22 protein-coding genes, 1 tRNA gene and 2 pseudogenes are annotated in these 25,294 nt (G+C 57.4%); 8 read left to right on the top strand and 17 right to left on the bottom strand.

From position 1 onward, the window contains the following. Positions 1-178: 178 nt before the first annotated feature. A pseudogene (locus DCH402_RS23350) lies at positions 179-262 on the top strand (transposase); the annotation flags it as partial. A gap of 239 nt (positions 263-501) precedes the next feature. Here the strand turns inward: DCH402_RS23350 and DCH402_RS04400 are convergent. The 6 genes from DCH402_RS04400 to gpt all read right to left on the bottom strand — a co-directional run bounded on the left by DCH402_RS04400 (position 502) and on the right by gpt (position 5,813). Beyond that, positions 502-577: transfer RNA gene (locus tag DCH402_RS04400), tRNA-Thr, on the bottom strand. A gap of 153 nt (positions 578-730) precedes the next feature. Continuing rightward, positions 731-1,984: a glutamate-5-semialdehyde dehydrogenase gene (proA, locus tag DCH402_RS04395; protein WP_039999961.1), complete on the bottom strand. Its 1,254-nt coding sequence runs from the start codon at positions 1,982-1,984 to the stop codon at positions 731-733. Between the two features lie 10 nt (positions 1,985-1,994). Continuing rightward, the gene (gene proB, locus DCH402_RS04390; RefSeq protein WP_039999959.1) at positions 1,995-3,098 is read right to left on the bottom strand and encodes a glutamate 5-kinase; all 1,104 of its coding nucleotides are present in this window, start codon (positions 3,096-3,098) and stop codon (positions 1,995-1,997) included. Between the two features lie 124 nt (positions 3,099-3,222). Further along, positions 3,223-3,582 carry a sigma factor-binding protein Crl gene (gene crl, locus DCH402_RS04385; protein ID WP_039999957.1) on the bottom strand — a complete coding sequence of 120 codons (360 nt, stop codon included), beginning with the start codon at positions 3,580-3,582 and terminating at the stop codon, positions 3,223-3,225. 358 nt (positions 3,583-3,940) lie between these two features. Next, the gene (frsA, locus tag DCH402_RS04380) at positions 3,941-5,191 is read right to left on the bottom strand and encodes an esterase FrsA (protein ID WP_039999954.1); all 1,251 of its coding nucleotides are present in this window, start codon (positions 5,189-5,191) and stop codon (positions 3,941-3,943) included. Between the two features lie 163 nt (positions 5,192-5,354). Further along, positions 5,355-5,813, bottom strand: a complete 459-nt coding sequence (gene gpt / locus DCH402_RS04375; RefSeq protein ID WP_019845250.1) for a xanthine phosphoribosyltransferase — start codon at positions 5,811-5,813, stop codon at positions 5,355-5,357. A 231-nt stretch (positions 5,814-6,044) separates the two neighbouring features. On the opposite strand from gpt, the gene DCH402_RS04370 reads away from it, so the two are divergent. Together DCH402_RS04370 and pepD are read left to right on the top strand one after the other, a co-directional pair. Next, positions 6,045-6,239, top strand: a complete 195-nt coding sequence (locus DCH402_RS04370; RefSeq protein WP_039999952.1) for a hypothetical protein — start codon at positions 6,045-6,047, stop codon at positions 6,237-6,239. 249 nt (positions 6,240-6,488) lie between these two features. Next, complete coding sequence (pepD, locus tag DCH402_RS04365; RefSeq protein WP_039999951.1) at positions 6,489-7,949, top strand: beta-Ala-His dipeptidase; 1,461 nt, start codon at positions 6,489-6,491, stop codon at positions 7,947-7,949. 91 nt (positions 7,950-8,040) lie between these two features. Here pepD and dinB read toward each other — a convergent pair. Beyond that, a pseudogene (gene dinB, locus DCH402_RS04360) lies at positions 8,041-9,099 on the bottom strand (DNA polymerase IV). A gap of 401 nt (positions 9,100-9,500) precedes the next feature. Here dinB and dpaA point away from each other — a divergent pair. Beyond that, a complete protein-coding gene (gene dpaA, locus DCH402_RS04355; RefSeq protein ID WP_039999950.1) occupies positions 9,501-10,226 on the top strand; it encodes a peptidoglycan meso-diaminopimelic acid protein amidase in 726 nt (241 codons plus the stop codon). On the opposite strand, the gene DCH402_RS04350 is transcribed toward dpaA, so the two are convergent. Both DCH402_RS04350 and lpcA read right to left on the bottom strand, forming a co-directional pair. Further along, entirely contained in the window at positions 10,197-10,964 is a 768-nt protein-coding gene (locus tag DCH402_RS04350) for a class II glutamine amidotransferase (protein ID WP_012768650.1), read from the bottom strand. The genes dpaA and DCH402_RS04350 overlap by 30 nt on opposite strands. 57 nt (positions 10,965-11,021) lie before the next feature. After that, a complete protein-coding gene (lpcA, locus tag DCH402_RS04345) occupies positions 11,022-11,603 on the bottom strand; it encodes a D-sedoheptulose 7-phosphate isomerase (RefSeq protein ID WP_022634611.1) in 582 nt (193 codons plus the stop codon). Between the two features lie 333 nt (positions 11,604-11,936). Here lpcA and fadE point away from each other — a divergent pair, with 333 nt between their 5' ends. Next, positions 11,937-14,381 (top strand): acyl-CoA dehydrogenase FadE, encoded by a 2,445-nt coding sequence (gene fadE / locus DCH402_RS04340; RefSeq protein ID WP_039999947.1) that lies wholly within the window; start codon positions 11,937-11,939, stop codon positions 14,379-14,381. A gap of 54 nt (positions 14,382-14,435) precedes the next feature. Here the strand turns inward: fadE and mtnK are convergent, their stop codons facing one another. After that, positions 14,436-15,638, bottom strand: a complete 1,203-nt coding sequence (mtnK, locus tag DCH402_RS04335; RefSeq protein ID WP_039999946.1) for an S-methyl-5-thioribose kinase — start codon at positions 15,636-15,638, stop codon at positions 14,436-14,438. 165 nt (positions 15,639-15,803) lie between these two features. Between mtnK and mtnA the strand changes: the two genes are divergently transcribed. Next, complete coding sequence (mtnA, locus tag DCH402_RS04330; RefSeq protein ID WP_039999944.1) at positions 15,804-16,835, top strand: S-methyl-5-thioribose-1-phosphate isomerase; 1,032 nt, start codon at positions 15,804-15,806, stop codon at positions 16,833-16,835. A gap of 77 nt (positions 16,836-16,912) precedes the next feature. Here mtnA and DCH402_RS04325 read toward each other — a convergent pair whose 3' ends face one another. Genes DCH402_RS04325 through DCH402_RS04315 form a run of 3 tightly spaced genes read right to left on the bottom strand, consistent with a single transcriptional unit; the run spans position 16,913 to position 18,773 of the window. Then, positions 16,913-17,455 carry a 1,2-dihydroxy-3-keto-5-methylthiopentene dioxygenase gene (locus tag DCH402_RS04325; protein ID WP_039999942.1) on the bottom strand — a complete coding sequence of 181 codons (543 nt, stop codon included), beginning with the start codon at positions 17,453-17,455 and terminating at the stop codon, positions 16,913-16,915. Beyond that, positions 17,452-18,162 (bottom strand): acireductone synthase, encoded by a 711-nt coding sequence (mtnC, locus tag DCH402_RS04320; protein ID WP_039999940.1) that lies wholly within the window; start codon positions 18,160-18,162, stop codon positions 17,452-17,454. Before mtnC ends, DCH402_RS04325 begins: the two co-directional genes overlap by 4 nt. Further along, complete coding sequence (locus DCH402_RS04315) at positions 18,159-18,773, bottom strand: methylthioribulose 1-phosphate dehydratase (protein ID WP_039999938.1); 615 nt, start codon at positions 18,771-18,773, stop codon at positions 18,159-18,161. Before DCH402_RS04315 ends, mtnC begins: the two co-directional genes overlap by 4 nt. A 202-nt stretch (positions 18,774-18,975) precedes the next feature. Between DCH402_RS04315 and DCH402_RS04310 the strand changes: the two genes are divergently transcribed. Together DCH402_RS04310 and DCH402_RS04305 are read left to right on the top strand one after the other, a co-directional pair. Next, positions 18,976-20,133 carry a pyridoxal phosphate-dependent aminotransferase gene (locus DCH402_RS04310; protein ID WP_039999937.1) on the top strand — a complete coding sequence of 386 codons (1,158 nt, stop codon included), beginning with the start codon at positions 18,976-18,978 and terminating at the stop codon, positions 20,131-20,133. Continuing rightward, positions 20,121-20,888, top strand: coding sequence for an amidohydrolase (locus tag DCH402_RS04305; RefSeq protein ID WP_039999936.1), 768 nt, complete (start codon positions 20,121-20,123; stop codon positions 20,886-20,888). Before DCH402_RS04310 ends, DCH402_RS04305 begins: the two co-directional genes overlap by 13 nt. A gap of 471 nt (positions 20,889-21,359) precedes the next feature. Here DCH402_RS04305 and hpxK read toward each other — a convergent pair whose 3' ends face one another. The 4 genes from hpxK to DCH402_RS04285 all read right to left on the bottom strand — a co-directional run bounded on the left by hpxK (position 21,360) and on the right by DCH402_RS04285 (position 25,293). Continuing rightward, positions 21,360-22,625: an allantoate amidohydrolase gene (gene hpxK, locus DCH402_RS04300; protein ID WP_039999934.1), complete on the bottom strand. Its 1,266-nt coding sequence runs from the start codon at positions 22,623-22,625 to the stop codon at positions 21,360-21,362. Next, on the bottom strand, positions 22,622-23,866 hold the full coding sequence (locus DCH402_RS04295) for a pyridoxal-phosphate-dependent aminotransferase family protein (RefSeq protein ID WP_039999933.1): 1,245 nt from the start codon (positions 23,864-23,866) through the stop codon (positions 22,622-22,624). The genes hpxK and DCH402_RS04295 overlap by 4 nt, the downstream gene beginning before the upstream one ends. Before the next feature lie 61 nt (positions 23,867-23,927). Beyond that, complete coding sequence (locus DCH402_RS04290; protein ID WP_039999932.1) at positions 23,928-24,659, bottom strand: amino acid ABC transporter ATP-binding protein; 732 nt, start codon at positions 24,657-24,659, stop codon at positions 23,928-23,930. Next, positions 24,640-25,293 (bottom strand): amino acid ABC transporter permease, encoded by a 654-nt coding sequence (locus DCH402_RS04285; protein ID WP_200864877.1) that lies wholly within the window; start codon positions 25,291-25,293, stop codon positions 24,640-24,642. The genes DCH402_RS04290 and DCH402_RS04285 overlap by 20 nt, the downstream gene beginning before the upstream one ends. Position 25,294: the final 1 nt, after the last annotated feature.

Here is a 25,294-nt window from a genome sequence, read left to right as displayed (position 1 = left end):
TAAAAATTTCTGATATAAGCAGAGGTTCTTCATTACAAATCCCTAACACGCGCTTATAAAGAATTTAAATTTATAGATATTACAAGGAGTTGTAAATATAAAAATTTTGACCTGCTCTCCGTTGATTAATACGCAGTGATGTTAGTAATGTCTTCATCAGCAACTTGATGGCATTCCCATAAAGAAGCGTTTTTCTGACGAACAGATCATCAGTATTCTCCGCGAGGCCAAAGCCGAGGTTTCTGCACGGGAGCTTTGCCGCAACCGATGCGACCTTCTACATCTATGGACTACCTCCGTTTTGCAAGTACTGAATCTGGTTTTAGGTTGTTGCTTACATCTATCCGGCATCAGTAAAACTTGTGCCCAAATGGGTGATGGGAATTTTGTAAAAAAACAACAGAGATAACCTATACATTGTAATTTGTGTACCCGAGAGTGTACCCGAGAGCAAGAAAAGGAGATTTCAGAGAGGGGTAATATCGTAACTTACTGATTTTATGGTGCCGATAATAGGAGTCGAACCTACGACCTTCGCATTACGAATGCGCTGCTCTACCAACTGAGCTATATCGGCCCTGAGAGCGTCCCGCGAGTGCGTGACGATGAACTACGGGGTGACAAACTAGTCAAATCATTACGGTAAGTCAATACTTGTGCGTATCGTCTGATGGTTTTCTAAGCGCCCTGCCCGGCAGGCGATCACTCGCGGCTGCCGGACATGATGGGTTCACGCACGAACCAGATCGTCGCCGTAACCAATCCATTTATAGGTAGTGAGCGCTTCCAGCCCCATTGGGCCGCGGGCGTGCAGCTTCTGGGTGCTGACCGCCACTTCCGCCCCCAGGCCAAACTGGCCGCCGTCGGTAAAGCGGGTGCTGGCGTTGACGTATACTGCCGCGGAATCCACTTCACGCACGAAACGTTCAGCGTTGCTGATGGATCGCGTCAGAATCGCATCGGAATGCTGGGTGCCGTGCTGGCGGATGTGGGCAATCGCCGCCGCCATGTCCTCAACCAGCGTGACGTTGAGATCGTTGGCGAGCCATTCGTCATCGTAATCCTTCTCGTTGACGGCGACGACCGTGGCCGGCCCGTTCGCCAGATACGGCATGGCGCTGTCGCTGGCGTGCAGCGTGACGTTGGCTCGAGCCATTTTTTCACTGAGCAGCGGCAGAAAACGTGCGGCAATCGTCTGATGCACCAACAGGGTTTCCAGGCTGTTGCAAGCGCTGGGGCGCTGTATTTTGGCGCTTTCGATAACAGTCAGCGCTTTTTCAAAATCAATGCTGTCGTCGGCAAACATATGGCACACGCCGATGCCGCCGGTAATCACCGGAATGGTGGACTGCTCGCGGCACAGTTTGTGCAGCCCGGCACCGCCGCGTGGGATCAGCATATCCACGTAGCGATCGAGCTTCAGCAATTGGTTGACCAGCTCACGATCCGGGCTTTCAATCGCCTGAATCGCGGCGGCGGGTAAGCCGCATTCGGTGAGCGCCTGCTGAATCACTTTTACCGTGGCGGCGTTGGTGCGATACGTCTCTTTACCGCCGCGCAATATCACCGCATTACCGGTTTTCAGGCACAGGCTGGCGACATCCACCGTCACGTTCGGCCGGGCTTCATAAATCACCCCCACCACGCCGAGCGGCACACGGCGGCGCTCCAGTTTCAGGCCATTGTCCAGCATCCGGCCATCCATCACTTCGCCGACCGGGTCATTCAGACGGCACACCTGACGCACATCGTCGGCAATCGCTTTCAGGCGCGCCGGAGTCAGTTGCAACCGATCCAACAACGCCTCGCTCATGCCATTTTCTCTGGCCTGCGCCAGATCCTGCTCGTTGGCGGAAAGAATGGCGTCGCGCTGGGCTTCCAGCAGATCCGCTATCGTCATCAACGCCTTATTTTTCTGGCTGGTGCTTAGCGCCGCCAGTTGATAAGAGGCTGCTCTGGCTGCCTGCCCCATTTGCTCAAGCATGATGTGTTCCTCAAATAATAATCATGTCATCGCGATGAACCGCGACCGGGCCGTATTCATACCCCAGGATTTCGGCAATCTCCTGGGAGTGGTGCCCGGCTATCATGCGCAGCGCGTCGCTGTTGTAACGGGTCACGGCATGGGCCAGATCACGCCCGTTCAGGCTGCGGATACGAATGACTTCGCCACGGGAGAAATTGCCCGCCACCTCACGGATGCCTTTCGGCAACAGGGAGCTACCGCGCTCCAGCATGGCGGCCAGCGCGCCGTCATCTACAGTTATCTCACCGGCTGGCGGCGCCCCGAAGATCCAGCGTTTGCGGCTTTCCAGCGGGGTTTCCAGCGCGTGGAAGCGGGTGCCGACCGAGACATCGTTAATCACATCGGCAATCACACCGGCGCGGTTGCCTGCGGCAATCACCACCTCGATACCGGAACGGCACGCCACGTCGGCGGCCTGCAATTTGGTAGACATGCCGCCCGTGCCCAGGCCGGAGACGCTGCCGCCGGCAATCTGACGCAGTTCGTCGGTCACGCCTTGCACTTCACGGATAAGCTCCGCATCGGGATTGGTGCGCGGGTCGGCGGTGAACAGCCCGGTCTGATCGGTCAACAGCAGCAGTTTATCGGCATCCGCCAGCATGGCGGCCAGCGCCGACAGGTTATCGTTATCACCGACTTTGATTTCCGCCGTCGCCACCGCATCGTTCTCGTTAATCACCGGAACAATGTGGTTGTCGAGCAGGGCGCGCATGGTATCGCGGGCATTGAGGAAACGTTCCCGGTCTTCCAGGTCGGCACGGGTCAGCAGCATCTGGCCAATATGGATGCCATAGATGGAGAACAGTTGTTCCCACAGTTGAATCAACCGGCTCTGCCCCACCGCCGCCAGCAACTGCTTGGTAGCGATGGTCGGTGGCAGTTCCGGATATCCCAGATGCTCGCGGCCGGCGGCAATCGCCCCGGAAGTCACAATCACAATGCGATGCCCTGCGGCATGCTGCTGGGCGCACTGGCGCACCAGTTCAACAATATGGGCGCGATTGAGGCGGCGTGAACCGCCGGTCAGCACGCTGGTGCCCAGTTTTACAACCAAAGTCTGGCTGCCACTCATAATATTTCTGCCGTTGCGTTGAACTATAAACAATAAGGATGAAAAAACGTTGTAACAGGAGAGACGCGCTATGCCAACCAGCACAACGCGAAAACCCCAGGCTCCGGCGCGATGCCGGACAGCATCATGGTCGTGCGGAGAGGGAAAAAGGTGGGTCGAGTTGTTCTACCAGCGCCTGCAGGCGGGTATGGAAATCTTCACGGGTAGCCAGCACTTTCTCATGTACCTCAATATCTTTGATGGTTTCTTCGCGCCAGTTGCCGGCCTTATCGAACAGGCCGATGCGATAGGTATAAAACAGGGTTTGCTCCTGCCATTCCAGATTAAGCCACCAGCCCCAAAACTCTCGCTTTTCCGGCGCGGGTTTTACATTGACACAAACCGCCAGGCAATCAAAGAAAAAACGCTTTTCTTCGCACTGATCTTCACGCAAATACGGCCCCAATGAGGCAAATTTCTTGATGAGCCTGCTTTTCACTGCCATGACACCCTCCTTTAAACCAGAAGACTTCCAAGCATTCGCAGCGACGGAAATGTGTCAACCCTGCCGGACTTCCGGCGAGGGTTCAAGTTTTTTTGTCTCCGCCGTTTCAGGGCGCGAGCCATGTCACACGATGCGCAAATTGATAAGAAAAACTACTTATTTACAGTTATTTATTTATCAATCTACAGTTACACACGTCAACACTAAAATCCGTAATATGTGTGTCAGCCTGCAACAGAGCGCTGATGTTCATCTGCCGAAAGATACATGGCGGTAAAAAAAGGCGCGATTCATTCATAAGTAATGGCGTGGTATTGGTTGGCATGCCGGCAGCTACCGCACACCCAACATGCCGGGATTATCGCAACTGCCGGCGCAACCAGTCGGTCATCTGTTGCAACGCCAGATGAAACGTCTGATATACCGGTGAAAAGTTCAGTGCCAGCAATTTCCCCTGCTGTGACGAATTGACGATCAATTGCGATTCTTCCGGCGGGCTAATCAGGTCATCTTTCCAGTAGCCGGAAAGCATCGGCGTGGGGCAGCGCCGCCCCAGCAATCCTTGTGTTTTGAGGGAGTAACGCCCCATCTCCATCAACAATGCCGTATCCGAGGAGTAAGTCATGCCAAGACGGCTGGCCAGCACATCCATGAACATATCCGGCACCTGGCGCTGGCGCTGGGCATCCGAAAGCAGGTGATGCACAATCGGCCCAAGACAGGCCACCGCCCGCAATCGACCGGCTTCCAGATACGCCAGCCGCACTGCGATATTCGCCCCAAAACGGAACCCAAAAGCGCCGACGCGGGTATGATCAATCCAGGGCACATCCGGTAACGCACGGACAACCTGTTGATGCAGAAAACTGGAATCCTGATCCAGTTTCCAGCGTGACGAAAATCCTACCGACGGCATATCTACCGTCAGCATCGCGAACCCCGCCGGAGCCAGATAATCCTGAAACAAACGGTGATAATCGCACTGCAGCATGTCCAGGCTGCCGCAGATCAGTACGGTCGGAAACGGTGCCGTTCCCTGAGCAGGCAGATGCAGGAAAGCGGTCAGTTGCCCTCCGCCTTCTATCGGAAAAGTCAGGGTCTTCAGTTCGTAGGAGAGATAATTAGCGGCCTCTTCATAAGCGCGATTAGCCAGCGTCTGGGCCTGCTCCGCCAGTCCATCCCCCTTGAGATGAGGATAAGCGGCGATACTGTAAAGATTGGCGGCGTTCAACCAGCACTGGCCTGCCTGCTCACTCTGCGAATGGTGCCCGGCCTGCTGCTGCCAGTGCATACCTTGCGATACCCATTCGTAGATCCAGTTGCCGCCCCGATAGCCTATTACCGTATCCAGCCGCTGGTCGTCACTACGTTCCGCCTGACTGGCGGCAATGCGCGACAGCACTTCTTCAATCTCCCACGGGTGTACACCGCGCCAGATCCACAGCAAGCGGTTGATCATCCGATACCAGTTGCGGGTATTTTCGCCCTCCAGAGCCGAGTGCATCACCGCCGCACCGCTCGCATTGCGGGAGCGCTGAATCAGCGTGGAGGTTTCCTGATGGTTTATCGATGGTTTAAACAGCGTTTCGGACAGGTTGGCCTGAATCACAGCAGCCTCCGTGGACGAATCAAAGAGAGAAAGAATGGTGATGATGTAAAGAAACAGCTTACCGGAGCGTGGCGGCGAAAAACACCGATACCGCGTAATTATGCCGACGAAAACAAACGCGCCCGGCATAACCGGGCGCGTTGGCAATCAATGCGGCGATGGATTAACGCCCAACCAAAGGCGGCACAAATACCACGCCCATATCCCACGGCTGCTCAATCCAGGTATCCTGCGGGATATCGACTTCGTAGTCGTCCACCAGCGGTTTACCGGCCGGTTTGGCGAAAATAGTGATAAAGTGGGCTTTCGGGTACATCTCGCGGATCGCTTTGGCGGTGCCGCCGGTATCCACCAAATCATCAATCACGATGTAGCCTTCACCGTCGCCTTCAGCACGTTTCAACACTTTCAGTTCGCGCTGGTTGTCATGATCGTAGCTGGAGATACACACGGTATCGACATTGCGAATACCCAGCTCGCGAGCCAACAAGGCTCCCGGAACCAAGCCGCCACGGCTCACGGCAATAATGCCTTTCCACTGTTCGGCCGGCAGCAGACGCTGAGCCAGTTTACGGGCATGGATTTGCAACATATCCCAGGTGACGATGTACTTTTCACTCATAAAACATATCCCAGCCAACAGTATCGTCGGCTTAATCAGAGTCAGAAGGGGAAAATAAGGTTGCGCGAGATTATAGATAGCTGGTCGGACAAAAACCAGTATTTATGCGCACACGATCAAATAGTAACTCACCGTAATTAATTAACCGTTCGTAATGTGAAAAAGTTATTAGACGCCATGTTACAAATACGTTACAAACAAGGAGAACAAAAAACAGCCAGGAGAACACCCATGACGATTCTTGACAGTTTCCTCCTCGCACAACTGGACGTGCTCGCCCCTTTCTTTGTCATCACCATACTGATGTTGTTCTGCTTTGAACTGATCATCAGCTTACGCCTGCTGCGTCAGCGACAGCCGGCCTTGATCCCGGTGGCAACACGTCATCACGACACCGTTTCCGATACGCGCCGTCGTCACGATTAATCACAAAGCACAGGAAGAGAGTCACCTCTCTTCCCCTGATTCTCGTCTACCGCAGCCACCACCACGCACGACGCCGCCCTATACCGCACGGCTATGCATAATCCTTATGCCGCGGACATTCTCTACGATCGCGAGAAAGTGGTATTCTGTCCTGACATGCCTGCGTCCTCAGGCGATTAATAACGATGTTGTTCCGGCATCACACGCTGTTTATCGCGTGAGTGCTTAACTGGAGAGGTTAATTAAATAGTGTCTGTCTTGTCTCAACTCTCCCCACAGCCGCTGTGGGATATTTTCGCCAAAATCTGTTCTATTCCGCATCCTTCTTACCATGAAGAAGCACTGGCGACCTATATTCTGTCCTGGGCGCAGGAGCGCGGCCTTCATACGGAACGTGATCAGGTAGGCAATATTCTGCTGCGTAAACCGGCGACGCCCGGCATGGAAAACCGTAAATCGGTGGTTCTCCAGGCGCATCTGGACATGGTGCCGCAGAAAAACAACGACACGGTACATGATTTCACGACCGATCCGATCCAGCCCTATATTGATGGCGAGTGGATCAAGGCTCGCGGCACCACGCTGGGTGCAGACAACGGTATCGGTATGGCCTCTGCTCTGGCCGTTCTGGCTGACGACAGCGTAGAACACGGGCCGCTGGAAGTGCTGCTGACCATGACGGAAGAAGCCGGCATGGATGGGGCGTTCGGCCTGCAACCCAACTGGCTACAGGGCGACATCCTGATCAATACCGATTCCGAAGAGGAAGGCGAAATTTACATGGGTTGCGCCGGCGGTATTGATTTTCTGACCCGCCTGGCATTGCAGCGTGAAGCGGTTCCGACCGGTTACCAGACGATGACACTGGTCATCAAAGGGCTGAAAGGCGGCCATTCCGGCTGCGATATCCACCTGGGCCTCGGCAACGTCAACAAACTGCTGGCGCGTTTTCTGGCGCAACACGCCGCAGAACTGGATCTGCGCATTATCGACCTGCACGGCGGTACGCTGCGTAACGCCATTCCGCGCGAAGGGGCGATTACGCTGGCGGTGCCGGCCGACAAGGCGGATGCCCTGAAGGCCGCGTCGCAAGCTTATCTGGCCGTGCTGAAGCACGAACTCGCCGCGGTAGAAAAAAACATCACCCTGTTACTGGAAACGGCAGACAGCACATCAGCCGCGTTGACCACCGCCAGCCGCGACCGTTTTATCGCGCTGCTGAATAGCATGCCGAACGGCGTGATCCGCATGAGTGATGATGTGAAAGGCGTCGTGGAAACGTCGCTGAATGTCGGCGTAGTCAGCATGACCGATGCACAGGCTGAAATTCACTGCCTGATTCGCTCATTGGTCGACAGCGGCAAAGACTATGTCGTCAGTATGCTCACTTCGCTGGGCGAACTGGCGGGTGCCGAGACCCAGGCCAAGGGCGGTTACCCAGGCTGGCAGCCGGATGCACAGTCGCCGGTGATGCACCTGGTACGCGAAACCTACCAGAAGCAGTTCGACAAAACCCCGAACATTATGGTGATTCATGCCGGGCTGGAGTGCGGCTTGTTCAAGAAACCGTATCCGGACATGGATATGGTTTCCATTGGGCCGACCATCACCGGGCCGCACTCGCCGGATGAACAGGTTCATATCGCCAGCGTCGGCCAGTACTGGAAACTACTGACGGCGCTGCTGAAAGCCATTCCGGAACGCGGGTAACCCGCACGAGTGATGCCCCTGGGCGGGCATCACTCGCCTGCCTCATTCACCACAACGCGCCTCTACAACGTGTAACGTTCCGTCGCCGGTTTCAATCCCACGGCAATATCAATTGCCGCTCGAGTTGCGGGTCGATCAACGACACATGCAACCCAACCAGCCGAACCCCCCTCGCGTCGCGTCGCTGCTCCCAGCTCTCCCGCGCCAGCCTCAGCAAATCCGGCTTATTCAACACCGGCCAGACATGTTCCTGCGTCGTCTGGCGAAAATCATCGAATTTGAGTTTGACCCCTTGCCGCGCGATATGCAGATCCGGGCGAACACGCCGCAAGCGCAGTTCAAGCTCGTCATACAGCCGTTCGACCAACGCTTCACAAGCCGCCCAGTCATAAATATCCTGTGCCAGCGTTTTTTCTACCCCGACCGATTTTCGCAGACGATCCGGCGAAACCTGACGTTCATCAATGCCATGGCAACGTTCCCACAACACCCGGCCGAACTTCCCGAATTCCCGCAACAGTTCGCTCAGCGCGTAGCGGCGAACATCGGCACAGGTGTGCAAGCCGCACTCGGCCAGTCTTCTGGCGGTTACACTGCCGACGCCGGGAATTTTTTCCAGCGGCAATGCCAGCAGAAACGCCTCCATTTGCACAGGTGAAATGACATACTGCCCGTTGGGTTTGTTTTGTTCGGAAGCGACTTTGGCGAGAAACTTGATCGGTGCAATACCGGCCGACGCAGTAAGGTGCAATTCATTAAAAATCGCCTAGCGGATTTCCTGCGCCATCAGCGTAGCTGAACCGCCGCAATAGGGGCTGTCGGTCACATCAAGATACGCTTCGTCCAGCGACAGCGGCTCAATCAATGACGTGTAGCGGGAAAAAATCTCACGAATCTGGCCGGAGACCGCTTTGTATTCGTCCATACGGCCGGGCAATAGCGTCAAATGAGGGCAGAGCCGCAACGCGGTCGCCGTTGCCATCGCGCTGCGCACACCATAGCGACGAGCCGGATAGTTGGCGGTGCAAATCACGCCACGACGATCAGCGCTGCCGCCAATCGCCAGCGGAATATCGCGCAGGCGCGGGTTATCCCGCATCTCTATTGCGGCGTAAAAGCAATCCATATCGACATGAATGATTTTGCGCATCGCCCCTCCGAAAACTGTATAAATATACAGTCAACATTAGCCACGAGCAAGCCTTCTGCGACTCGGGGCCGCATCATCAACCGAGCGGCGGTGCTGTCGGCAGGAGGTGCCATCGGCAGGAATAGTCCGATTTTTTATTCTTTTTTCCTTCCTGAATAAAACAGATACGGTGATAATGTGGGTCCGCGACTTGACATCAGACTATCTCCCACTACGGGGCATAGCCTAATGGCAGGACCAAGCCTGACAGATAAAAAACATGCGGGGCGTCATCGCCATTACCGTATTCAGAATCCCCCCATAATTTTGCGTTGCCGGGCAACATACAGGCGTTTGAAGCGCGCCCGGCGACCTGAAATATGACGGGTATAAAATAACAGCGCTAATAATCAGGATTAACAATGCACAAAGTCGCGTTTTCGCTTGCGATGTTGTTTATTTTGCCTTCCGTCGCCATCAACAGCAGCTACGCCAACCCGCTCTCACCGGTGGCGACCGAAACCAAACAGCAGGTTACCGGTTCACCGGTTTATATTCAGATCTTCAAGGAAGAACGGGTTCTGGAGCTTTATGCCATGATTAGCGGCGAATACAAATTGGTACAGAGTTACCCGATTTGTAAATACTCCGGCGGTCTTGGCCCCAAAATGACCGAAGGCGATTTCAAAAGCCCGGAAGGGTTTTATCAGGTTGATTTGAGACAACTTAAGCCCGATAGCCATTATTACCGTGCGATTAACGTCGGTTTCCCGAACGAGTATGACCGCGCGCATGGTTATTCCGGCCGCTACCTGATGATTCACGGCGAGTGCGTGTCTATCGGCTGCTATGCCATGACCAATAAATACATCGAAGAGATTTACACCTACGTGGAGAAAGCGCTGCGCAACGGGCAGCAAAAAGTAGAGCTGGCGATTTACCCGTTCCGCATGACCGAGCAGAACATGAAACGCCACAGCCGCTCCAACTATTACAAATTCTGGAGTCAACTGCAGCCGGGCTATGCCTACTTCAACCGGACCCATCAACCGCCGGCGGTATCGGTGCTTAACGGGCAGTATGTGGTTAACCAGTCCTCGCCCGCGACTCAACCGGCGTCAAATTATACGCTCGCCAAAACAAAATAAGACGAATTCGCCTGGCTGAATCGGATGCCAGGTTTCGTTGCCGGTCAACGGCTGAGTCGCCAGCACAGTGACCACATCGTTCGGTGTGGTCTGCTGCTGGAAGTCTATCTCCACGTCATCATCCAGCAAGGTCGCCTTACCAAACGGTGCTCGTCGGGTAATCCAGTGCAGTTTGGTCGAACAGAACGCCATCACGAACTGCCCGTCCGACAGCAACATGTTGAATACGCCTTTCTTGCGTAGTTGGTCCGCCAGCGTGGCGATATAACGGAACACCGCCGGCCAGTTCGACGGCGTGCGCGGATAGCGTTGCGACAACTGATACAACAACCAGCAAAAAGCATACTCGCTATCGGTTTCCCCGACCGGACGAAAATGACCGGTTTTCAGGCGACGATACCCTTTCAGTTGACCGTTGTGGGCAAAGGTCCAGTTTCGGCCCCACAGCTCGCGGGTAAACGGGTGGGTATTCTCCAGCGCCACTGCGCCGCGGTTAGCCTGGCGAATATGGGAAACCACCGCACGGGATTTGATCGGATAGTTCTGCACCAATTCGGCAATCGGCGAGTTGAAGCTGGGCAGCGGATCCTTGAAGGTACGGCAACCGTTGCCTTCGTAGAACGTAATCCCCCAGCCATCGCGGTGCGGCCCGGTACGGCCGCCCCGCTGCATCAGGCCGGTAAAGCTGAAACAGATATCCGTTGGGACGTTGGCACTCATCCCAAGCAGTTCACACATGTCCGGTTCCTTTAACGACGTAGGGTTCCTTTAACTGTCGCACCTCATGATCGGCGATCAGTTGCCGGCCATTTCCTTTTCAATCAGTTGAATCAGAATGTGGATCGCCTTGATATGCACTTCCTGAATACGGTCGGCATAACCGAAGTGCGGTACACGAATTTCTACATCGGCGGTGCCGGCCATTTTGCCGCCGTCTTTACCGGTCAACGTAATCACTTTCATACGTTTAGCGCGTGCAGCGCTGATTGCCTTGATGATATTGCCGGAATTGCCGGAGGTGGAAATACCCAGCAGCACATCCCCTTCACGCCCGAGCGACTCGACATAACGGGAGAACACGAAGTCATAACCGAAATCGTTGCTGACGCAGGACAGATGACTCGGGTCGGAAATCGCGATGGCCGGGTAGCCGGGGCGGTTCTCACGGTAACGGCCGGTCAGTTCTTCAGCGAAATGCATGGCGTCGCAATGAGAGCCGCCATTGCCGCAGGAGATGACCTTGCCGCCGGCTTTAAAGGCGTCCGCCAGCAAAACCGCCGCATCCTGAATCGCCTGAATATTGGCGTCGTCACTTAAAAATGTATTCAGCGTGGATGCTGCTTCTTTCAGCTCATTACGGATTAAGTCCTGGTACATGGAATCCTCTCATTCAATGACATCATGATATGTAGGCTATGTCCCCTGATGATGCCTGGGTCGCGGCAGGCTCGGTTACCGGCAAGCCCGCGATAAAGAGACATAACCTGTATTGCCGTGCAGTGTAGCGGATCACCCAAACCACGAGAAGCAGACAATTGCCAAACGGCGGCACCGCGCATCAGCGGCCCTCTGCAAATGTGAGTTTGTGAGTCAAGTTGTAATTACGTTGTAAAAAAATTGATAAAAACATTTCACTGAACTAAAAACAGACTATACCAACAGGTCAGACCACAAGGCGTGAACTGATTATACGGACTGGAGAATAAAATCATGGTTGCAGTCAGTATCCTGATCGTTTTAATGCTTATCGGCGCATTGTTCTACCACCGAATCTCACTGTGGCTGAGTAGCGCATTGCTGGTGCTCTGGGTTGTCGCCATGACGGCGCTACAGCTATGGTCGCCCTGGCTGCTGGTGCCGCTCGGGCTGTTGCTGGCGCCATTACTGGTCACGCCGTGGCGGCAACGTATTATCTCCACACCGGCACTGACGGCATTCCGGCGGGTTATGCCGCCGATGTCGAAAACGGAGAAAGAAGCGATTGATGCCGGCACCACCTGGTGGGAAGGCGAACTGTTTCGCGGCACGCCGGACTGGCGTACCCTGCATGCCTATCCGCGCCCGGTGTTAACGCCGGAAGAACAGGCGTTTCTGGACGGGCCGGTGGAAGAAGCCTGCCGTCTGGCGAATGATTTTGAAATCACCCACGAGCGCGCCGATTTACCGCCTGAACTGTGGGCGTTCCTGAAACAACACCGCTTCTTTGCGCTGATCATCAAAAAAGAGTACGGCGGACTGGAATTTTCCGCTTACGCACAGGCGATGGTGCTGCAAAAACTGGCCGGCGTCTCCAGTATTCTGGCGATCACCGTCGGTGTTCCTAACTCACTCGGGCCCGGAGAACTACTCCAACACTACGGCACCGACGAACAGAAGAATCACTACCTGCCGCGGCTGGCGCGCGGCGACGACATTCCCTGCTTCGCGCTGACCAGTCCGGAAGCCGGGTCCGATGCCGGCGCCATCCCCGATCTGGGTGTGGTGTGTTACGGCCATTGGCAGGGCCGGCAGGTGTTGGGAATGCGGCTGACCTGGAATAAACGCTATATTACGCTGGCACCGGTCGCGACTGTGCTCGGTCTGGCATTCCGGCTGTACGACCCGGATCACCTGCTGGGCAACCAGGATGATATCGGTATTACCTGCGCGCTGATCCCCACACACACCGAAGGCGTCAGAATCGGCCGCCGTCACTTCCCGATTAATATTCCGTTCCAGAATGGCCCGACGCAGGGCGAAAACATTTTCGTTCCGCTGGATTACATCATCGGCGGGCCGAGTATGGCGGGTCAGGGCTGGCGGATGCTGATGGAATGCCTGTCCGTCGGGCGCGGCATCACGCTGCCGTCCAACGCGACCGGCGGCCTGAAAAGCGTGGCGCTGGCAACCGGCGCTTATGCGCGTATCCGCCGCCAGTTCAAACTGCCGATCGGCAAAATGGAAGGCATTGAAGAGCCGCTGGCGCGCATGGCCGGCAACGCCTACGTGATGGATGCCGCCGCGACGCTGATCACCAGCGGCATTATGCAAGGCGCACGGCCGTCGGTGCTGTCTGCCATCGTCAAGTATCACTGCACCCACCGCGGCCAGCGCGGCATCATCGATGCGATGGATATCACCGGCGGCAAAGGCATCTGCCTGGGGCCGTCCAACTTTGTCGCACGTCACTATCAGGGTGCGCCGATTGCCATCACCGTCGAAGGCGCCAATATTCTGACCCGCAGTATGATTATTTTCGGGCAGGGTGCCATTCGCTGCCATCCCTACATACTGAAAGAGATGGGTGCCGCGCAGGACAATGACCTGAAGGCGTTTGACCGGGCACTGTTCGGCCATCTTGGGCACATCGGCGGCAACGCGATACGCAGCCTGTGGCTGGGCCTGACCAACGGGCGCACCAGCCGCGCGCCGGTCAACGATGTCACCCGCCGCTACTACCAGCGCCTGAACCGGCTAAGCGCCAATCTGGCGCTGCTGGCAGATGTCTCGATGGGCGTGCTGGGCGGCAGCCTGAAACGCCGCGAACGCCTTTCCGCCCGTCTGGGTGACGTACTGAGCCAGCTGTATCTGGCTTCCGCCACATTGAAGCGCTACGACGAAGAAGGCCGCCAGCAGGCTGACCTGCCGCTGGTGCACTGGGGAGTACAGGATTGCCTGCATCAGGCGGAACAGGCCATCATCGATCTGCTGCACAACTTCCCCAACAAGCTGGTAGCCCGGTTGCTGCGCGGAATGATTTTCCCGTCCGGCCACGCCAGCGAGTCTCCCAGCGACCAGTTGGATCACCAACTGGCCAGGCTGTTGCAGGCGCCGTCGGCAACCCGCAATCGCCTGGGCCGCGGGCTCTACCTGAAAGCCGGCGCGCATCACCCGGCGGCGCAGTTGGAACAGGCATTGCTGGATATTCTGGCAGCCGAGCCGATTTATCAGCGTTTATCGCAATCGGCAGGTTACCCGCTACCCTTTATGCAACTGGATAAATTGGCGGAACACGGGCTGGCGGAAGGGGTGATTACGCCGGAAGAAGCCAGCGTATTGATACAGGCGGAAGCCAGTCGGCTACGTTCCATCAACGTCGATGATTTTGCCCCGGACGCGCTGAGTGCGCACAAGGCGGCGGCAGAGCAACGACTGCCTGCCGATACGGCAGCCTGAAACCAGGTACGGCGCCTTTTATCCGCAAAAGGCGCCGTGTTTTTGCTATCAGGCTCAGGCACCGCTCTGACGCACCCGCGCCAGCAGGGCTTCCGGGCCGTCGATATGCGCCGCGGCCAGAATCAGCGTTTTGCCAAGCTGAATGGCATGGCGCTGGCAGGATTGGCGAGCGGCATCGTCGGCGATGGTATCGAGATCAGCGACATGCGCCAGCCCGATGGTGCGGCGAATCAGTTCGGTGCCGCAATAGCCCACCGCGTCCTGCCACACCTGCTGCAGGAAGCGCTCAACGTACCCCTTCGTCGCCAGCGCCGGGTCACGGCTTTTCTCATGGCTCAGCGCCGCAAAGCGGTTAGCGAAGGTCTGCCACAGCGCCACGATATCCGCCAGACGCCGCTCCCGTGCAGCAGACGCCTCACGCGGCGGCAATAATCCCGGCAACCCGCAATAATTCAACAGCAGGTTGCCGATCGCCGTGCCGAGATCAAACCCGATCGGGCCGTAAAAACCGAATTCGGCGTCGATCACCTTCAGGCGATTTTCCGCCACAAAAATCGATCCGCTGTGAATATCACCGTGCAGCAGCGCTTGCGCTTTACTCAAAAAGGCGTGCTTAAGTGCGGCGACCGCACAACGGAGCGGCGTGTCGTCACGCAAGGCCAGCACATCAGGCAGCAGCGCCGGGTCGAACTGGTTACGCTCATGCTCGATGTACGGATCGGTGAAGAACAGATCTTCCGTTATCTGGCACAACTCCGGGTTGGTAAAACGGCTTACCGCCGCCTTTTTGTCATGAGGAGACTGGTAGAAATCCGAATGATGGAACAGCGCCTGCGCCAGATATTCCCCCAGTTGCGCCGCCGCTTGCGGATAGTCATGCCCTTTCACCAGTTCGCGCCGCCAGATCTCGTGGTCAGACAAGTCTTCCTGCACCATCACCGCCAGTGCCGGATCATGGTGCAACACCGTCACCGTATATTGCGGGCAGTACTGCGCATGTGCCAGCAGCGTTTCCGCTTCGATGCGGGCGCGATCCAGCGTCAGCGGCCAGGACTCGCCGACACAGCGAACATACGGCAACGCCTGCTTGACGATCACCCGGCTGATGCCCTGCGTATCGCGGATCTTGAACACCAGATTCAGGTTACCGTCGCCGATTTCATCGGCTGCCATCAACGACTGCGGATCCGCAACCCCGCCATATTGACGGGCATACTGCACGGCATCGTCCGCGTTAAAAGTACGGTAAAGCGACATGGCCAACCTCGTTTATCTACTTATGTGTTTGACGTATGTGTTTGCTGTTTCTATTTGAAGTATGAAGGGTATAGACATAAAAGCGTTTGGACGTCTATACATCTGTATCGCATATTGGCAGAATAAGAATCCTGATGCAATAACGCAACACGGATTTAACCACCCATGCAGACTGTTAACACCACCAGCCTCAACCTCGTTGATAACCAGCTCTGGATCCTTGACCAACAGGCGTTACCGCAGGAAAAAATCTGGTGCCCCTGCCCGGATGTCGATGCTCTGGTCAGTCATATTCGTACTCTGCGGGTACGCGGCGCACCGCTGATCGGGCTGTCCGCCAGCCTGCTGCTGGCGTTGCTGGCGGAACAGGGTCAATCCCGGCCACAGCTGGCGCAGGCACTGGAGACGCTGCGGGCTTCCCGCCCAACCGCCGTCAACCTGATGAATAATCTGGATCGCATGAAGCAGGCGCTGGTGGCCGATGATTTCGTCAACGCCATGACGCAGGAAGCGCTGCGGTTGATTGAGGAAGATAAAGCGCTGTGCGAACGCATCGCCGATAACGGTGCCGCGCTGGTGAAACCGGGTAGCCGCCTGTTAACCCACTGCAACACCGGCGGGCTGGCGACGGCGGGCGTCGGTACGGCAATCGGCGTCATCCTGCGTGCTCACCGACAGGGTAACGTGGAGAAAGTCTGGGTAGATGAAACCCGTCCGTTGTTGCAGGGCGGGCGGCTGACCGCCTGGGAGCTGGGCGAATTGGCTATCCCTTATCACCTGATCTGCGACTCGATGGCTGCGTCGCTGATGGCGCAAGGCCAGGTCGATGCCATCTGGGTCGGCGCGGATCGCATCGCCGCTAACGGTGACGTCGCCAACAAAATAGGGACTTACAGCCTGGCGGTGCTGGCGCATTACCACGGTATTCCGTTTTATGTCGCCGCGCCCCACACCACCCACGATCCGCACTGCCCGGACGGCAACGCTATTCCGATCGAACAACGTGCGGCCGGCGAAGTCACCGGCGTGGCCGGCAGTTTCGGTCAGTGCCAGTGGGCGCCGCACAACGCCCCGGTGTATAACCCGGCGTTCGATGTCACCCCTGCAGCACTGATTAGCGGCTGGGTGCTGGATAGCGGCGTGATCACCCCGGAACAGGTTAGCGCCGGCATTTTTCAGCACCCGCTGGCCGGATAAGCGCCGGGCAAGAAACGCGGCGTCACCACCGCAGAACAGGCCGTATCCGGTAGATGCCGGCACGGCCTGCAACACGATCACGCCAGTTTCGGGTACGCGTCGGCGATGGTATCGCCGGTGAAGTGCGCAATCCAGCCATCCGGGTTGTTGAACAAACGAATGGCGGTGAAATGCGGTTCAGAACCCATATCGAACCAATGCGGTATACCGGCAGGCACCGACAGCAGATCGTTCTTTTCACACAGGATCTGAAAAATCCGCCCGTCCACATGCAGGCAGAACAAGCCGGCCCCTTCAACGAAGAAACGCACTTCATCTTCAGCGTGGGTATGTTCCGACAGAAACTTGGTACGCAATGCCTCTTTTTGCGGGTTATCGGCACGCATGCTGATGACATCCCAACTTTGATAGCCTTTCTCCGCCACCAGTTTATCGATCTCATGCTGATACGCCGCCAGCACTTCCTCGGCAGAAGGGTTGGCGCTCAGGTCGCGGTCAGCCTGCCAGCGTTCAAAACGCACATTGATAGCGCTCAGTTGCTGAACGATCGCATCGGCATCGTGGCTTTGCCACACCGGCTGACCGGCATCGGTATCACTGAAAATAGTTAAGGCGCTCATGACGGGTTCTCCTGTGAGTTGGCCTGATAGGCGTTCAGGTCTAACTGATCAAAACGGTTTACCTGATGATGCAGGCTGTCGACATCGGCGTCATCACGGATCAACTGGCAGGTGTGCCAGCCCGCCTGTGCGGCGGCATCCAGTTCCTGACGAATATCGGACAAGAACAGCACCTCGCCGGCAGGCAGCCCAATCGCACCGGCGATGTTCCGATAGGATGTCACTTCACGCTTGGCGCCGACGCCGGTATCGAAATAACCGGTAAACAGCGGCCGTAAATCACCCTCGTCGCTGTGACCAAACAGCAGATGCTGCGCTTCCACCGAACCGGACGAGTAGACATACAGCGCGATGCCCTGCTCACGCCAGGCCCGCAACTGCGGCGCGACATCGCTATACACATGGCCGCGAAAATCGCCGTTACGGTAACCGCTGCGCCAGATAATGCCCTGCAACAACTTCAATGCCGGCGATTTGCGGTCTTCATCCATGAACTGATTGAACGCCGCCAGCAGTTGCGCGGGAGAAGCCTCCGGCTGCCCCAGTTCCTGACGCGCTAACGCCAGCGCCGCGGCAATCTCTGCATCCTGCTCCGCCTGCGCCACCGCATCGGCCAGACGCGCGCGGGCATACGGGAATAACACGTTGTGTACAAAGCGAATATCGCTGGTGGTGCCTTCTATGTCGGTGACAATCGCCTTGATCATTTCGCCTCCAGTAAACGTCGTTGCAATTCGCACTGGAACAGGAACTCCAGCCCTTCCAGATGGCGACGAGCTTCTTTTACATCATTTCCCCAGCAGTACAGGCCGTGCCCGCGCACCAGCAAACCGTAATGCAGCGGCGCGACCTCATGATGGGCCGCAACCCGCTGCGCCAGCGCCGGAATATCCTGAGAGTTATCGAAAATCGGGATCGCTACCGCATCAAGGTGGGTACGCTGGCCGCTCAGCGACTTCTGCATTTCGTAGCCCTGCAACACCAGCGCGTCGCTTTTTTCTACCCGCGACAGCACCGTGGCGTTGACCGAATGGGTATGCAGTACCGCACCGACAGCCGGAAGCAAGCGATAAAGCAACGTATGCAAGCCGGTTTCCGCCGACGGCGTGCGACCGCTCGGTACGTGATTCGTCGCGATATCGACCCGCAAAAAATCTTCCGCACTCAGGCTGCCTTTGTCTTTACCGGATTCGGTAATCAGGCATTGCCGTTCATCCAGACGAACGGACATATTACCGCCCGTCGCCGGGCACCAGCCTTTCTCGCCGATCCAGCGGCAGGCAGCCACCAGGGCATCCAGTTGTGGGGTATCACTCATAAATCGTCCTGTACAGGTGAAGGCGTCACGCGGTTGTCTCCCAGGGATGAAACCCGTTAATGAGCCTGCTTATTATGTTTGGTTATAGCTTAGCCAATTACGGAATTTAGCCGTTTAAACGTCCAAGCGTCTTGATTGCCAAATACTAGCATCCTGTATATAGTGGCAGCAATAACAGGCTTGCAGGAGTCCTTTTTCAGCCATGAGCGCCGCACTGATCCCCGACAGCAAACTCCCTTCCCTCGGCACCACTATTTTTACCCAGATGAGCGCTTTGGCGCAGCAGCATCAGGCGATTAACCTGTCGCAAGGGTTTCCTGATTTTGACGGCCCCGACTACCTGAAACAGCGTCTGGCCTATCATGTCAGTCAGGGGGCCAATCAGTACGCGCCGATGACCGGCGTGGCGCCGCTGCGACAGGCGATTGCGGAAAAGACCGCCGCGCTCTATGGCTGGCAACCGGACGCCGATAGCGAAGTCACGGTCACGGCTGGTGCTACCGAAGCGTTGTTTGCCGCCATCAGCGCACTGGTGCGGCCGGGCGATGAAGTTGTCTGCTTTGATCCCAGCTACGACAGTTACGCCCCGGCGGTACAACTGGCGGGCGGCGTGCTGAAGCGAATCGCCCTGCAACCGCCGGCGTTTCGTGTTGATTGGGCGGCGTTCGGCGACTTACTGAACGACCGTACCCGGCTGGTGATCGTCAATACGCCGCACAATCCGTCTGCCACCGTCTGGCAGCAGGAGGACTTCCGCCAGCTCTGGCAGGCCATCGCCAGCCGCCACATCTATGTGCTGAGCGACGAAGTGTACGAACACATCTGCTTTGCCGCAGACGGTCACGCCAGCGTGCTGGCGCATCCGGAATTACGCCAACGGGCCATCGCGGTGTCTTCGTTTGGCAAAACCTACCACATGACCGGCTGGAAGGTGGGTTATTGCATTGCTCCGGCGCTACTCAGCGCGGAAGTGCGTAAGGTACATCAATATCTGACGTTTTCCGTCAACACGCCGGCCCAGTTGGCGCTGGCCGATATGCTGCAACAGCAGCCGCAACACTGGCGTGAACTGCCGGACTTTTATCGCGCCAAACGCGACCGCTTCGTTAACGCGCTGGCGGCCAGTCGGCTGGATATCCTGCCCTGTGAAGGCACCTACTTCCTGCTGGCGGACTATCGCGCCATTTCCAGCCAGGATGATGTCAGTTTCTGCCGCTGGCTGACCGAGCATATCGGCGTGGCGGCGATCCCACTGTCTGTTTTCTGCGCGGCCCCCTTCCCTCATACGCTGATTCGGTTATGCTTTGCTAAACAGGAATCAACCCTGGATGCGGCTGCGGAGCGTTTATGTCAACTTTAAAGGTCACCCTGTTACAACAACCGTTGGTGTGGATGGATGGTCCTGCCAATCTGAGCCATTTTGACGGCCTGTTAAGCGAGATTACCGACCGCGACCTGATCGTGCTGCCGGAAATGTTCACCACCGGTTTTGCCATGGAAGCGGCCAAAAGCAGCCTGGAACAGCCGGTGGTAGAAACCTGGCTGAAACAGTGGGCACAGCGCAACAATGCGCTGGTAGGCGGCAGCGTGGCGGTGCAGAGCGACAAGGGGGCGGTTAACCGCTTTCTGCTGGCCGACCCGCAGGGACGACTGTACCAGTACGATAAGCGTCACCTGTTCCGCATGGCGGGCGAGCATGAGTATTACCAGTCCGGCCAGACGCGGGAAATCGTGGAATGGCGCGGCTGGCGGATTATGCCGCTGATCTGCTACGACTTGCGCTTTCCGGTGTGGTCCCGCAATCGTCAGGATTACGATCTGGCGCTGTACGTCGCCAACTGGCCGGCACCGCGCGCGCAGCACTGGAAAACCCTGCTGGCGGCACGGGCGATTGAAAATCAGGCTTACGTGGCGGGCTGCAACCGCGTCGGCACCGACGGCAACGGCCACAGCTATCAGGGCGACAGCCTGATTATCGACGCACAAGGCGCGATTCTGGCTTCAGCCCCCGAGCATCAGCCTGCGCGCCTTGACGCCGAATTATCGCTGGAAGCGCTGCAAAGCTACCGTGAAGCCTTCCCCGCCTGGCGCGACGCCGATAGATTCAGTGTGTAATATCAAGAGTCAAGAGCGCTTTTGATTCAGACTGCTGACAAACGCATTAAGTACAGGATGAGGCATCTTTCCGGCGTCAAAAACTGCGCTGAGGTGGGCGACTTCGCCGGGTGAGCCGCATGGACGCGGCGAAAGCCCGTGTCGTGTTGGACAAAAACGCCGGGAGCGTTTTTGAACAGCGTTTACGCTGGCCCGAAGGGCGAGCCCCAAGGATGGGGCGAGTAATCGCGTCACGGGCGGCCCGAACCGCGAAGTCGAACGCCGAAGGTAGCGCGTAGCGCCGCAGTTTAGCCACCAGCCAGTGGTCAAGGAGAGGTGGCGCTTGCACCTCTCCTTGTCGTGCGTGCAATGAAGCAGCAAAGAAATTACACCGTTTATCCCGCACGAAATTATTCCCTGCCCCAACAAACTTCACCATTCACAAGACATTCACCATTCACAAGACAATATAGCTGTTTGTCAACAGCCTCATTATCGATATCCCCACACCGTGAGCAGCAGCGCCTGCAATGCCAGCGCGACATCATCGGTCAATACCGATTCGTCAGGGTGATGGCTGATGCCGCCCTTGCAGCGCATAAATAGCATCCCCACCGGCCAGCGTTCGGCGATGGCGATGGCGTCATGGCCGGCGCCGCTGGGTAACGACAGGTTTTCGCCCTGCACCTGCATCACCGCCGCCGACAGCCGCTGTTGCAATGCGTCATCGCAGCGAGTGGCGGCAATGCGGTAATACTCGTCGGCGCTAAAAGCGCAATGGCGTTGCATGGCGATATCCTGCGCCAGCGTCAGCAACCGTTGCAGCAACGCATCCAGCGGTTTATCGTCCGGCCCGCGAATATCCAGCGTCAACCTCACCTCACCGGGAATCACGTTGGCCGCGCCGGGCAGGCACTGCAACGTACCGAAGGTCGCCACCAGATAAGGATCGCTATCGCGCGTCATCTGCTCCGCCTGGGTCATCCAGGCGGCGGCGGCGGCCAGCGCGTCCTGACGTTGCGACATCGGCACCGTGCCGGCATGGCCGGCGTGACCGGTAAAGGTGCAGTTCAGCCGCCGGGCGCCGTTAATGGCCGTCACCACCCCTAACGCCAACCCGGCCTGTTCCAGACACGGGCCTTGTTCGATATGCAATTCCAGATAGGCCAGAATCTCCGCCGCCGGTCGCGCCGCCTGAGCGATAGCCTCCGGGTCCAGCCCGGCCTGTGTCAGTGCCTGCGCCACGGTAACGCCGTTGGCATCCGGGCGTGACAGCCAGCCGTCGGGCCAGGTGCCGGTCAATCCGCGGCTGCCCAGCAACGTGACGTCAAAACGGGTGCCCTCTTCATCGCCAAAACCGACCACTTCCAGCGCTACCGGCAGGCGAATACCGTGCTGATGCAGGAATGACACGGTTTCAATCGCCGCCAACACCCCCAGCATGCCGTCGTAACGTCCGGCGTTACGCACGGTGTCGAGGTGCGAGCCCAGCAGCAGCGCCGGTGCGCCCGGCGTGCTGCCTTCATAGCGCCCGCAAATATTGCCCACGCTGTCCTGCCACACGCGCATTCCGGCTTCGCGCATCCACTCGCCGGTTTGCTGGTTGGTCTGCAAATGCTGCGGCGACAGATAAACGCGCGTCAGTTGACCGTGGGTTTCACTGATGGTCGCCAGTTGATCGCAACGCGTCATCACCCGTCTGGCCGCCGCCTGCGCATTGAAATCCGTCATCACGCTGTCCATCAGCACCTCGCTCATGTCGGCGCCTGCGCGGCGTCGTACACAGTCCAGGCGGCCTGCAACGCCGCCCCTTGCACAGAACGGAAACCAAGACGGTTCAGTACCGCTTCCAGCGCGGTCAACGTTTGCATCACGCAGTCTTTACGTGCGTTATAGCCCATGGTGCCGATACGCCAAATCTTGCCCTGCAACGGCCCGAACGAGGTGCCGATCTCGATGGCGAAATCCTCCAGCAGCAGCTTGCGCACCTGCTCACCGTGAATACCCGACGGGATCACCACGCCCAGCACGTTACTCATTTTGTTGGCGATGTCGCCGTAGGGCTGCAACCCCATGCCTTCAATACCGGCCAACAACGCCTTGCCGTGCAACTGGTGACGGGCGATACAGCTATCCAGCCCTTCTTCCAGAATGATGCGGGCGCACTCGCGGGAAGCGAACAACATGCTGGTGGCTTCAGTATGGTGGTTCAACCGCTCCGGTCCCCAGTAATCCATGATCATGCCGAGGTCGAAGTAGTTGGAGTAAATCATTTCGTCGTCACCGTCCTGATGGTCGGTGGTGCGGATCCCCTGCTCCACGCATTTGCGCTGGCGAATCACCGCTTCCATACGCGAACTGAGCGTCACCGGCGAGCTGCCGGACGGGCCGCCCAGGCATTTCTGCAACCCGGCCGAGACCGCATCCAGCCCCCAGGCATCGGTTTCCAGCGGGTTGCCGCCGAACGAGGCGGTGGCATCGGTATAAAACAGCACGTCATGACGACGGCAGATGTCTCCCAGTTCAGCCAGCGGCTGCAACAGGGTGGTGGAGGTATCGCCCTGCACGGTGAGCAACAGGCGCGGCTTCACCCGCTTGATGGCGTCTTCTATTTGGTCCGGCGTGAACACTTCGCCCCACGGCACCTCGATGGTGTGGACATCGGCGCGGCAGCGGCGAGCTATCTCGCACAGCAGGTGGCCGAAACGGCCAAATACCGGCACCAGCACCCGGTCGCCGGGGCGGATCGCCGAAACCAGAATGGCTTCAATGCCAGCGCGGGAAGTGCCGTCCACCAGCATGGTCCAGCGGTTGTCGGTACGGAACAGTTGGCGGTACAGCGCCATCACCTGATTCATGTACCCGGTCATCGCCGGGTCATACTGCCCGACCAGTTGGCTGGCCATCGCGCGCAGTACGCGCGGGTCGGCATTGATCGGGCCGGGCCCCATGAGCAAACGATGGGGCGGATTGATCTGTGCAAACAGGTCGTTAGGCATGTGATGAACTCCTGATGTCCTTAAAGCATAAAAATCGTAATAGCCGATACCGCTTACGGCGCTACAGCCGTACCGAGGCGATAAACTGTTTCAATTCGGCGGTCTGCGGATTGGCGAACAGCACATCGCCGCTCCCCTGCTCCCACACCTTGCCTTGATGCATAAACACCACCCGGTCGCCCACTTCGCGGGCGAAATTCATCTCGTGGGTGACCAGAATCAGCGTCATGCCTTCCGCCGCCAGTTGTTCCAGCACCTTCAGCACTTCACCGACCAGCTCCGGGTCCAGCGCCGAGGTGATCTCATCGCACAGCAGTACTTTCGGGCTCATCGCCAGCGCGCGGGCGATCGCCACCCGTTGTTGCTGGCCGCCGGACAGGCTGGACGGGTAGTAATCGATGCGTTCGCCCAGCCCGACCTTCTCCAGCATCTTCACGCCCAGCTCACGGCACTCGGCGGCGCTTTTCCCCAGCACCAGTTTGGGTGCCAGCATCACGTTTTCCAGCGCGGTCATATGCGGGAACAGGTTGAAATTCTGGAAGATCATGCCGACGGAACGGCTGATTTCCCGCGCCTGCGAATCACGGTCGGTCACGGTCATGCCACCCAGCTTGATGCTGCCGTCCTGATAGCCTTCCAGCCCGTTGATACAGCGCAACAGGGTGCTTTTGCCGGAACCGCTGCGACCGATGATGGAGATAACCTCACCCGCATCAATATCCAGATCCACCCCTTTCAGCACGTGGTTCTGGCCGTAATATTTATGGACCTGATTAATGGTGATGAGCGGCATTGAATTTCTTCTCCAGATAACGGCTGTAGTACGACAACGGGTAACACAACAGGAAATAGCCCAGCGCCACCAGCCCGAACACCTTGAATGGCTGGTATGTCACGTTATTGAGCATGGTGCCGGCCTTGGTCAGCTCGACAAAACCGATGATTGACGCCAGCGCGGTGCCTTTGATCACCTGCACCGAAAACCCTACCGTCGGCGCAATGGCAATGCGCATCGCCTGAGGCGCAATCACCCGGGTCAACGTCTGTGTGAAAGTCAGCCCCAGACAACGACAGGCTTCCCATTGCCCTTTCGGCAAGGCCTGCACGCTGCCGTGCCAGATATCCACCAGAAATGCGCTGGTAAACAGCGTCAGCGCTAGGGCGGCGGCCGTCCACGGGCTAACGTCGATACCGAACAGCCCCAGCCCGAAAAACGCCAGAAACAGCTGCATCAGCAGCGGCGTGCCCTGAAATACATTGGCGTATAGCCGGGTCAGACGCATCGGCCAGCGACGTTTGGTTAGTCGCAGCAGCAACAACGGCAACGTCACCACACCGCCGCCGAAAAACGCCACCAGCGACAACAGCACCGTCCAGCGCCCGGCCAGCAGCAGGTTGCGCACAATATCCCAGTCAGTAAATGTCATC

Source organism: Dickeya chrysanthemi NCPPB 402 (assembly GCF_000406105.1).
Lineage (GTDB): Bacteria > Pseudomonadota > Gammaproteobacteria > Enterobacterales > Enterobacteriaceae > Dickeya > Dickeya chrysanthemi.
Note: the sequence above shows the minus strand (reverse complement) of the source record. Positions and strands in the feature narration are given on the sequence as shown.

What these genes read in the sequence shown, in the direction of transcription:
- DCH402_RS04350 (WP_012768650.1), bottom strand. Translation starts at nt 10,964, where the DNA reads ATGTGTGAACTGCTTGGGATGAGTGCCAACGTCCCAACGGATATCTGT.
- gpt (WP_019845250.1), bottom strand. Translation starts at nt 5,813, where the DNA reads ATGAGTGAAAAGTACATCGTCACCTGGGATATGTTGCAAATCCATGCC.
- mtnC (WP_039999940.1), bottom strand. Translation starts at nt 18,162, where the DNA reads ATGATCAAGGCGATTGTCACCGACATAGAAGGCACCACCAGCGATATT.
- fadE (WP_039999947.1), top strand. Translation starts at nt 11,937, where the DNA reads ATGGTTGCAGTCAGTATCCTGATCGTTTTAATGCTTATCGGCGCATTG.
- DCH402_RS04310 (WP_039999937.1), top strand. Translation starts at nt 18,976, where the DNA reads ATGAGCGCCGCACTGATCCCCGACAGCAAACTCCCTTCCCTCGGCACC.
- lpcA (WP_022634611.1), bottom strand. Translation starts at nt 11,603, where the DNA reads ATGTACCAGGACTTAATCCGTAATGAGCTGAAAGAAGCAGCATCCACG.
- DCH402_RS04305 (WP_039999936.1), top strand. Translation starts at nt 20,121, where the DNA reads ATGTCAACTTTAAAGGTCACCCTGTTACAACAACCGTTGGTGTGGATG.
- DCH402_RS04370 (WP_039999952.1), top strand. Translation starts at nt 6,045, where the DNA reads ATGACGATTCTTGACAGTTTCCTCCTCGCACAACTGGACGTGCTCGCC.
- dpaA (WP_039999950.1), top strand. Translation starts at nt 9,501, where the DNA reads ATGCACAAAGTCGCGTTTTCGCTTGCGATGTTGTTTATTTTGCCTTCC.
- hpxK (WP_039999934.1), bottom strand. Translation starts at nt 22,625, where the DNA reads ATGAGCGAGGTGCTGATGGACAGCGTGATGACGGATTTCAATGCGCAG.
- crl (WP_039999957.1), bottom strand. Translation starts at nt 3,582, where the DNA reads ATGGCAGTGAAAAGCAGGCTCATCAAGAAATTTGCCTCATTGGGGCCG.
- DCH402_RS04290 (WP_039999932.1), bottom strand. Translation starts at nt 24,659, where the DNA reads ATGCCGCTCATCACCATTAATCAGGTCCATAAATATTACGGCCAGAAC.
- mtnA (WP_039999944.1), top strand. Translation starts at nt 15,804, where the DNA reads ATGCAGACTGTTAACACCACCAGCCTCAACCTCGTTGATAACCAGCTC.
- proA (WP_039999961.1), bottom strand. Translation starts at nt 1,984, where the DNA reads ATGCTTGAGCAAATGGGGCAGGCAGCCAGAGCAGCCTCTTATCAACTG.
- proB (WP_039999959.1), bottom strand. Translation starts at nt 3,098, where the DNA reads ATGAGTGGCAGCCAGACTTTGGTTGTAAAACTGGGCACCAGCGTGCTG.
- mtnK (WP_039999946.1), bottom strand. Translation starts at nt 15,638, where the DNA reads ATGTCGCTTTACCGTACTTTTAACGCGGACGATGCCGTGCAGTATGCC.
- DCH402_RS04285 (WP_200864877.1), bottom strand. Translation starts at nt 25,293, where the DNA reads ATGACATTTACTGACTGGGATATTGTGCGCAACCTGCTGCTGGCCGGG.
- DCH402_RS04325 (WP_039999942.1), bottom strand. Translation starts at nt 17,455, where the DNA reads ATGAGCGCCTTAACTATTTTCAGTGATACCGATGCCGGTCAGCCGGTG.
- DCH402_RS04315 (WP_039999938.1), bottom strand. Translation starts at nt 18,773, where the DNA reads ATGAGTGATACCCCACAACTGGATGCCCTGGTGGCTGCCTGCCGCTGG.
- DCH402_RS04295 (WP_039999933.1), bottom strand. Translation starts at nt 23,866, where the DNA reads ATGCCTAACGACCTGTTTGCACAGATCAATCCGCCCCATCGTTTGCTC.